Origin of the sequence: Mycobacterium sp., from assembly GCF_035499775.1 — a bacterium.
GTDB lineage: Bacteria > Actinomycetota > Actinomycetes > Mycobacteriales > Mycobacteriaceae > Mycobacterium.
Genome location: NZ_DATJYB010000520.1, coordinates 1 through 8,760 on the forward strand (window position 1 = coordinate 1; position 8,760 = coordinate 8,760).

Genomic DNA, 8,760 nt, shown 5'->3' on the forward strand with positions numbered 1-8,760 from the left:
GTCCGCGCCCGGGCTTCCGGCAACGCAGTGCGGGGGCCAGGACGACGCGAAATCCGGCCGCTCGGAGAAGTGATCAACCGGGTCGATGTGGAAGTCCTCGGTCGCCACCACGTGGTGATACCCCGGCTCGCCGGCCAGGTAGTCGTTGACCGCGCGGGCCAGAGCGCCGCCGCCGGCGACCGCCAGTGTGCCGCCTTCGCAGAAATCGTTCTGCAGATCGACGATGATCAGCGCGCGCACAGGACCACCATATCTTCGCCCGGGAGGCAGCGGCGCTTTGTTTGCCGGTCGGTAAGCGGGGTAATCCACCGGAATGTTGATCCGCAGAATCGCACGGCCTATGTTGTCAGCAGTATTCATCGGTCAAGGCGTGGATTCCCTGCTTCACCCGGAGTTGGCGGCGCAAGCCGCAGCGCCGGCAGTGGGCGGTCTGAGCGCCCTTCCGGATCCGGTCAGCAGCAAGGTGCCGAGCGACCCCGAGACCTTCGCGAAGATCAACGCGGCCGTTCAGATCGGCGGTGGCCTGCTGCTCGCCGCGGGCCGAGCGCCCCGCCTCGCTTCGGCCGCGCTGGCGTTCACGGTGATCCCCGCCAATCTGGGCGCGCACATGTTTTGGACCGAATCCGACCCCGAACGCAAAGCCCAGCAGCGACGGGCGTTCTTGACCGACGTCAGCCTGCTTGGCGGCCTGATGATCGCGTCCGCTGATACCGCGGGCAAGCCGTCACTGGGGTGGCGCGGGCGGCGGGCGGCCGAACGGCTTTCCGAACGGGTGTCCTCGGCGCTGCCCGGATCTGAGGACGGACTTCTGGACTCGGATCTCGGCGAAAGGATTGTGCACGGGCTGCAGGTCGGCGCCGAGCGCGGCCGCGTATTGGCCAGCACTGCCGCCGAACGCAGCGCACCGTATGCCGAAGCCGCCCTCGAACGCGGCCGCGATCTGGCCGCGACGGCCGCCGATCGAAGCGCACCGTACGCCAAGGCCGCGCGCAAACGAAGCAAAAAGTTGGCGAAGGCTGCTCGCGAGCGCGGACTGGAATTCGCCGAAACCGCCCGCGATCAGGGCAGCCAGTTCGCCGACACGGCGGCTGCCCGTGGCAGCCAGTGGGTGGACGCCGCGCTGGACCGGCTGGACGACGTGATCGACGAGGTCGACCCTGGCACCACTCGCAAACTCAAGCGCAAGGTCAAGCGCCGCCTCCGGTAACACGGTCACCGCTACTGCTCGGTTCGTTCGGCGAACTCCCCGACAATAGCTTCAACATCCTGGGCTGCGGCGATGGTGATGCCGTGCTCGTCGGCGCCGAGGGGTTCCAGGGTTTCGAATTGCGATCGCAACAGTGCGGCCGGCATGAAATGGCCGGAGCGGGTGGCTAATCGGCGTTCGATCAGTTCTGGTGTGCCGCGCAGGTACACGAACTCGATGTCCGGAGAGTGTGCGCGGAGCCGGTCTCGGTATTTGCGTTTGAGCGCCGAACAACTCACCACGCCTCCGTCGCGGTGCTCGGCCAGCCACTGGCCCACTCGCTCCAGCCACGGGTAGCGGTCGTCGTCGTTGAGTGGTTGTCCGGCAGTCATTTTGGCGATGTTGGCCGGTGGGTGAAGGTCGTCGGCATCGATGAAGGGCACCCGAAGCCGTTGTGCGAGAGCCGCGCCCACCGTCGACTTGCCCGAAGCGGTCACACCCATCACCACTACTCTTGGGGCGGGTTTCACGCCTGGTTGCGGTTCCATTCCATCCAGCCGACGCCGGTGCGGCCGTCCGCGGTGGCGACATTGACCCAAGCGCGTGGAAACTGGCTCACCCGTCCGTCGGGGGCGACCAGCGGTACCGGCGCGTGCGCGGTCACTTCGATATTCGCGCTGATGTCACCCGGGTCCAGACGCATCGTCGCATTCTGCGGTAATCCGTTGTCGCCGAACACTTCCCCATTGCTCACCGTCTGCACCTCGGTGAGGTTCCCGGCGCCGTCCTGGGCATAGCCGACACTGACGGCGGGAACGCCGGGAATTCGGATGTTCACGCCGTGCAGGTGAGTGCCGTCGTCGAGGTGCAGCGCGCTCCACATCCAGTCCATGCTCCACCAGTCCCGGACGCCCCAGGAGTGGTCGCGCTGCCCGGCAACCGAGTCGAGGTGGTAAGTCTTGCCGTCGACGGTGACAGTGCCCGAGACGGTGCACGCGATCTCGTACCGCGTTGTCAGCCGGTATTGATACGGGGTGCCGTCGGTGGCCCACTCCAAATTCATGGCCACCTCGACCGGTGTGCCGGGTTCGCCGCGCAACAGGGCCGACGGGTCCTGGTATGCCTGTCCCCGCCCACGCAGATCGACACGGTAGGCCTGCAATGGCCGGCCGGCGGAGTGGCCGACCTCGAAGGCGTCGGTGCGCAACACCCAGGGGTCGGCGGGCAACGGGACCGCACAGTCGACCACGGCGATGGTCGGCAGGTCGGGCCCGCACAGCAACGTGTGGAACCAGGCGGTCTGCTGGTTCGCTACCAACCCGATCCGAAACCAGCCGCCCAATCCTTGTGCGGCATCGACGAAGTCGGCATACCAGCTCTCGCTCCACAGCGGTTCGGCGGTCGCGGTGTGGGCGAGTTCGTCCTCGTCCGACGGCCGAAGCGGCTCCGGGACGGACAGAGTGGGCAGCGTCGCGAGCGCATCGGTATCCAGCACGTGATCACAGTGCCGTTGCAGCATCGTCATGAACATCTGGTCGCCGCGCTCGGTGCGTTCCACCAGCATTGACGACACGATCGCCATCATCACCCCGAAAAAGCTCTGCCGCCGTACGCCTTCGGCGACCTCGGCGAGAGTGATCGGTGCGGCCGGCCCGAGCGCCGCATGGTAGGCGCGCAACAACGCGTCGTACTGCTCGCGACGATCCGGTGTCGGAAGGGCGCAGCCGAGGAAGTACGCCAGGTCGGTCAGCGCGGGACCCCACGAGACGGTCTGCCAATCGACCACAGTCAGCGCCCGGTCGGCTCCGGCCGTGCCGAACAACATGTTGTCCAGCCGGTAGTCCCCGTGCACCAAGCCTTGAATCCGCCCCGCCTCGGCGCCCGCGTAGCCGTCGAACGCGGCGACCAGTCGTTCGCACACCATGCGGTGCTGCGGCGTGATCTGGTCCGCGTACCGCTCGAGGAAGCCGGCGTACAGTGCGGCGATCATGGTCTGGCTCAGCGGCGACTCACGGTTGAGCCACGGCGCTTCGGCCAACGACGCGTCGCCCAGCAGCGGACCGTGCAGCCGGCCCAGTTCGACGACCGCAATCCTTGCCTGTTCTGTTGTCGCACCGGCGATTTCGTTGCCCACGACCGCGGGTCCCGCGTCGCCGAGCAACAAGTCGAATGCCCCGGTGGAGGCGTCGATCGCGGCGTGGTAGCAGGGTGCTATCGGGCCGCCGAGTCGTGGCGCGACGTCGCGGTAGAAGCAGACCTCGCGCTCGTAGAGGCCCAGCGCCAGGCCGGTCTGTCGGCTCATCGGATCGGTGGCCGCGACCTTCAAGACCACCGACTCGGGCCCGCCGGGTTCGGCGTAGGTCAGCTGGACGCGGTAGCACTCGCTCATCTGCCCCGTGCCGATGCGCTCCACGGCGAAATCGGTGACCGGTCCCGCGCCGATCGTCGCGGTCAGCCAGTCGGGGGTGAGGTCAGTGGGCAGTTCGATGACGTCGATGTCTTGCTCGGGGTACGGGGCCATAAGGGTCAGCGTGCCAGGGAGAACCCGTCCCATGCCATCCGGCGGTGCTGATGCGGGTCGAACTCGACGCGGCACTTGCGGTCGAAGACCATGACGGCACGGTCGGCGCGAGTGTGGGCCGGCCAGTCGTCGCCCGGAACCCCATTGTGGCTGAACGACCGCCAGCGCCGCTGCACCTGATTACTGACCCGCAGCGCGTCGCGCCGATCGGCCGCGGCGGTGAGCAACGCGCCGAACCTGGTGCGGTAGATGTCGAAGACGGCGAAAAGTTCGGTGGCGTGGGTGGCGCCGAAGCCGGACCAGCGCAACGTCCGCGGGGCGTAGTCATATCGGTACAGGTAGGTGGGCGCGTGGTCGCCGTGCGCCTCGGCGATCTGCCAGGCCGCCGAGCTGAAGGCGAAGTCGCCGCCGAGCTGGATACAGGCCGACGACGCGGGGTAATCCGGGTAGGCGGCGGTAATGCGTCTGCGCACAGCCGGTTCCGCGTCGGCCAGCAGTTCTTCGACCATCGACTCGTTGGTCGGCAGCATGGCCAGGACGCGGGTGAACAACCGGCCCTCTTCGGCATTGGTTCCCACGATCAGCGGCACCCGGTGCGCCCGGCCCGCCCGCATCGCCTCGACGGGGTCCATCGGCAGCATGTCGTCGCCGAAGACCGGGCCAATTGGGAACGCGCCCAACCTCTTTTGCATGCCCTCGTCGATCAGACGGTGTTGCGTTTCCACCAGTTGGGCCGCCGACGCCTGAATCAGCGCGTTGGCGGCGTCCTGCTTGCGCGCACCGAGCAGGTTGGCGAACCGGCTGGCGAACTGGGCGGCGATCTCCTTGGACCGCACCAGTCCGGACGCGGGACTTTCCGAGATCGCCCGGGCGAATAGGCCTTCGGCGGCGGGCACCGCCAACAACGTGGCGGTAATGCAGGCGCCGGCGCTCTCGCCGAAGATGGTGACGTTGCCCGGATCACCGCCGAACGCCGCGACGTTGTCCTGGATCCACTGCAACGCCAGCACCAGATCGCGCAGGTACAGATTGCTCTCGATGGTGATCTCGGGTGTCGACAACGACGACAGGTCCACGCAACCGAGCACGCCCAGCCGGTAGTTCACCGACACGTACACGCAACCCCGGCGGGCCAGCGCGGCACCGTCGTAGATCGGTGTTGCCGAGCTGCCCAGGAAGTATCCGCCGCCATGGATGAAGACCATGACCGGCAGCGGCTCGGCGGTCGGGGTTTCGGGCGTGACGACGTTCAGGGTCAGGCAGTCCTCGCTCATCGGCTGGTACCTGCCCACACCGAGCATCGTGTAGCGACGCTGCTGGGGCGCGCAGTTGGCGAAGCCATGGCAGTGCCGCACACCCGACCAGGGCTGTGCCGGCTGCGGCGCCGCGAACCGCCGATGCCCGATCGGCGGCCGGGCGTAGGGGATCGATCGCCAGCGGTTCACGCCGTCGCGGGTGAACCCTTCGACGATGCCGGTGGCCGTGTGCGCGCGGACCGTGCGCTCGTGCATATGCCGACGTTAGCCGACACTACGCAGGTAGCGCGCGCGGAGCGCCGCAATTCGGCTCTTGGCGGCTAGCCTGACGGAATGCGGATCGCCGCGCTGGTCGCAGTGTCTTTCCTAACTACGGGGCTGGTTGCCGGATGCTCGCACACCGGAGGCGGCCAGTCGGGACAACCGTCGACCAGCTCCCCGGCTTCCGCTTCGGTCACCAGTGCCCCCTCGGGGAGCAAACCGCCTGCCGCGGGAGCCGCGCCGGCCGCCGGAGCCCAGATCGCCGACGTCATCGCCTGGATCGAGGCTGGTCATCCAGCCGATCCCGGCCGCTATCACAGCGCGACGCGCGACGGCGTCACCACGCCGCTGGGTAATGACATCGCGTTCATCGGCAAGTCCGGCTCGGGTCAGCCCGTGACCTGCATGACGGACTCCAAGCACACCGGCAGCGCGCTGGCCTGCCTGGTCAATCTGACCAATCCCCCACCCCGCCCCACCACGGCATACGGCGAATGGAAGGGCGGCTGGGTCGATTTCGATGGCTCCAACCTGCAGGTCGGGTCGGCCCGCGGCGATCCGGGTCCGTTCCTCTACGGTGACGGGACCCAGCTGGCCGACGGCGATTCGCTGTCATTCGGCGACTTCCGTTGCCGCGCCGACCAGGCCGGCGTGTACTGCGTGAACTACGCGCACCAGGCGGCCGCCCGGTTCAGCAGCCCGGGCGTCGAGCCGTTCGGTTGTCTGCGGTCAGTACCACCGCCGGACGGGGTCGGTATCGCGTTCAGCTGCTGAGCGGCCCGCTCAGCAGTTCAGACCCCCGATGCAGCCGACGAGCGTCGCGTGCTGGACGCCGGTGGGGTCTGCGGTGGGCTGGGCTGCGGGAGCCAGCACCGCCGGCACCACGTTCACCGAGTGGTTCGTCGCGCCCGTCGCCAATGTCGTGTCGGTTGGCGCCGTGATACCGCCGCCGCCGAAGGCAATAGCGAGCGCGGCAACGCCGCCGAACAGCGCGATCCTGCTCTTGGTTTGTGACTTCATCAGTCTTTCCTTATCTCTCGGTCTCCTGCCGGGCCCGCCTGGTTCCAATCGTGTTGCCACTCATCGTGGTTAAATGGGCAGATACCCCAATGGGGTATCTGCCCAGGATGTTGCCGCGCTATGCGATCAGGATTTGCGCCAACGTCTTCAAACGCGGCGAAGCGACGTTCAAGGTGGGACCACTCCGTCGGCTTTTCGGGGGCCAGGGTGCCGTACCGGACTAAGGGCTACAGGCCGGGCCTTCGGCAACGAGCCTGAGCTTCGAATGCGTCGGCGCCACTGGTTCGTATCAGCCCAGCTGGTTCGCCGTCGATGCGTTCCAGACCTTGCTGGTCTCCCTGGTGCCCGGCGCCGCCGTTGCCGTCGTTTTTCTGATCCGGCGCCAAAGTTTCAACGCCACATGACGCCTCGCCGGGTGGGCTCATGACCGCCGCGAACAGCTCGGTCATCTCGTCGGCGGGCCCGCGGGGCACGGTATAGCCGGCTTCGTCGCGGATCTCGTCGAGATGATCGCGCACGTCCTCGACCGACAGCCCGGGACTGAAAAAACCCTTTGTTCTGCCGATGAAGAATCGCGCGACGTGGCCGGCGCCGACCGTGTAGATCTCGCCGGAAACCGGACAGTCCCGGTGCGCCAGGAAGGCCGCCACTGGAGCGACCAGCGCCGGGTCCAGTTTCTGAAGATATTGGCCCACAAGGTCATCGAACACCGCCTGCGCCGCCGCGTCGTCCGGCCGGCCGGCGTCGTCGACGGAGTGCGCCAGCATCCGGGTATATGCGATGGGGGCGATGGCATTGACCTTGATGTCCTGGGCGACCCCTTCAGCGGCGAGGACGCGGGTGAAACCGATCAATCCGGTCTTGGCCGCGCCATAATTGCTCATGCGCTCAGCGCCAAGGATTCCCGCGGCCGAGCAGGTGTTGACTATGCGGCCATACCGCCGCTCGCGCATGACCGTCCACGCGGGTCGCGTCACGTTGAACGCGCCCTTTAAATGCACATCGAGCAGGGGGTCGAGCCGGTCGGCGGTCATGTCCTCGAACGGGGCGTCGCCGACAATTCCGGCATTGTTGATCAAAATATCGAGTCGGCCCCAGGTGTGCACCGCGGTGTCGATGATCGACTGTGCGTCTTCGGGACTGGTCACGCTGTGGGTGTCGGCGACGGCATCGCCACCCGCCTCGCGGATCTCGTCGACGACAGCGCCCGCCGCCGCTGTGTCAGATCCGATCCCGGTTACCGAGCCACCGATGTCGTTGACTACGACACGCGCGCCTCGTGACGCAAGCAGCAGCGCGTACTGCCTGCCCAGGCCGCCACCGGCGCCGGTGATCACGGCAACCTGCCCGTCGAACCGCAGCTCGCCAATCGACATCGTCACCAGCTCACCGGAAGTTCTTTCATGCCATAGATATTGGCGTGTTTAAACCGCAGTTCCTCCGGCATCACTGCCAGTTTGAGCCCGGGTAGGCGACGCGCCAACGTGGCGAACGCGACCTGCATCTCGACTCGAGCCAGGTTCGCTCCGATGCATTGGTGTACCCCGTAGCCGAAACCCAAGTGCCCGCGGGTGTTTCGATCGGCATCGAAGGATTCGGGATTGGCCACGAATTCGGCATCCCAGTTCCCGGCGGGCAGGTTCATCATGACGAACTCGCCCGCGCGGATCAGCTGACCACCGATCACGAGATCTTCGGTCGCCACGCGATCGACCTGGCTATGCACGATGCTGAGGTAGCGCATCAGCTCTTCGACGATATTCGCAACGACGGCGGGATCGTCGGTTTGTCCCAGCCGCGCGAACACAGCGGGATTTTCCAGCAGCGCAACCGTTCCCAATGAGATCATGTTGGCGGTGGTTTCGTGGCCGGCCTGCATCATGATCACACTGTTCATGGCCGTGGTCGCATGGTCGAGTTGGCCAGTTGCGACATATTCGGTGACCAAGCGGCTGATCAGGTCGTCACCAGGTTCGCGTTCTTTGCGCTTCACCAACTCCTCGATATAGGCATACATCGCCCCAAAGGCTCGCCCCTTCTCCTCGTCGGTGGACCTCTGGTCCAACCCCACAGTGGTGTGGTGCTGGAAGAAGCCGAGATCTTCCGGCGGCACCCCCAGCAGCAGCGCAATCACCAACGAGGGCACCGGCAAGGCGAATTCACGCACCAGATCGGCCGGCGCACCCTTGTCGATCATCTGGCCGAGATAGTGGTCGACTATTTCCTGGATCTGCGGCCGCATCGATTCGCAACGCCTAAAAGTGAAGTTGCTGGTCATCATGCGCCGCAATCGATGATGCTCGGGGTCGTCAGTGCGCGCGAACATCACCGGAATCTTGTCGTCGGCATCCGTCGGCATGATGGCGTCCGGAATGGTCTTCGCGGATAGGCGCGGATCTACCAGTGCCGCTCTAATGTCCTGGTAGCGGCTGACCACCCAGATCGGATTGCCCTGGAATATCGCCCGTCGTAGCCCGGGCTGCTCCCGCCAGTCCACGAACTCGGGCGGAGGCGCA

The 8,760-nt window shown here is 66.4% G+C and carries 7 protein-coding genes and 2 pseudogenes; 2 read left to right on the forward strand and 7 right to left on the reverse strand.

The window, feature by feature from the left end; genetic code table 11:
* Window positions 1-240, reverse strand: a pseudogene (locus VML93_RS31985) (nicotinamidase); the annotation flags it as partial.
* A 73-nt stretch (window positions 241-313) separates the two neighbouring features.
* On the opposite strand from VML93_RS31985, the gene VML93_RS31990 reads away from it, so the two are divergent.
* The gene (locus tag VML93_RS31990) at window positions 314-1,207 is read left to right on the forward strand and encodes a DoxX family protein (RefSeq protein WP_414686503.1); all 894 of its coding nucleotides are present in this window, start codon (window positions 314-316) and stop codon (window positions 1,205-1,207) included.
* 11 nt (window positions 1,208-1,218) lie between these two features.
* On the opposite strand, the gene VML93_RS31995 is transcribed toward VML93_RS31990, so the two are convergent.
* Genes VML93_RS31995 through VML93_RS32005 form a run of 3 tightly spaced genes read right to left on the reverse strand, consistent with a single transcriptional unit; the run spans window position 1,219 to window position 5,218 of the window.
* A complete protein-coding gene (locus VML93_RS31995) occupies window positions 1,219-1,689 on the reverse strand; it encodes a gluconokinase (RefSeq protein ID WP_325616839.1) in 471 nt (156 codons plus the stop codon).
* A 23-nt stretch (window positions 1,690-1,712) separates the two neighbouring features.
* On the reverse strand, window positions 1,713-3,707 hold the full coding sequence (locus tag VML93_RS32000; protein WP_325616842.1) for a phosphotransferase: 1,995 nt from the start codon (window positions 3,705-3,707) through the stop codon (window positions 1,713-1,715).
* A gap of 5 nt (window positions 3,708-3,712) precedes the next feature.
* Window positions 3,713-5,218 (reverse strand): carboxylesterase/lipase family protein, encoded by a 1,506-nt coding sequence (locus VML93_RS32005; RefSeq protein ID WP_325616844.1) that lies wholly within the window; start codon window positions 5,216-5,218, stop codon window positions 3,713-3,715.
* 78 nt (window positions 5,219-5,296) lie between these two features.
* Here VML93_RS32005 and VML93_RS32010 point away from each other — a divergent pair, with 78 nt between their 5' ends.
* Entirely contained in the window at window positions 5,297-5,998 is a 702-nt protein-coding gene (locus VML93_RS32010; protein ID WP_325616846.1) for a hypothetical protein, read from the forward strand.
* A 9-nt stretch (window positions 5,999-6,007) separates the two neighbouring features.
* On the opposite strand, the gene VML93_RS32015 is transcribed toward VML93_RS32010, so the two are convergent.
* The 3 genes and pseudogenes from VML93_RS32015 to VML93_RS32025 all read right to left on the reverse strand — a co-directional run.
* Entirely contained in the window at window positions 6,008-6,244 is a 237-nt protein-coding gene (locus VML93_RS32015; RefSeq protein WP_325616848.1) for a hypothetical protein, read from the reverse strand.
* A 425-nt stretch (window positions 6,245-6,669) separates the two neighbouring features.
* Window positions 6,670-7,614, reverse strand: a pseudogene (locus VML93_RS32020) (SDR family NAD(P)-dependent oxidoreductase); the annotation flags it as partial.
* An 8-nt stretch (window positions 7,615-7,622) separates the two neighbouring features.
* Window positions 7,623-8,760: cytochrome P450 (locus tag VML93_RS32025; RefSeq protein WP_325616850.1), on the reverse strand; the 1,138-nt coding region annotated here is incomplete at its 5' end.

Bases quoted from the DNA above. Each gene is read 5' to 3' on its own strand.
- VML93_RS32000 (WP_325616842.1), bottom strand. From the start codon at position 3,707: ATGGCCCCGTACCCCGAGCAAGACATCGACGTCATCGAACTGCCCACT.
- VML93_RS31990 (WP_414686503.1), top strand. From the start codon at position 314: ATGTTGATCCGCAGAATCGCACGGCCTATGTTGTCAGCAGTATTCATC.
- VML93_RS32005 (WP_325616844.1), bottom strand. From the start codon at position 5,218: ATGCACGAGCGCACGGTCCGCGCGCACACGGCCACCGGCATCGTCGAA.
- VML93_RS32015 (WP_325616848.1), bottom strand. From the start codon at position 6,244: ATGAAGTCACAAACCAAGAGCAGGATCGCGCTGTTCGGCGGCGTTGCC.
- VML93_RS31995 (WP_325616839.1), bottom strand. From the start codon at position 1,689: ATGGGTGTGACCGCTTCGGGCAAGTCGACGGTGGGCGCGGCTCTCGCA.
- VML93_RS32010 (WP_325616846.1), top strand. From the start codon at position 5,297: ATGCGGATCGCCGCGCTGGTCGCAGTGTCTTTCCTAACTACGGGGCTG.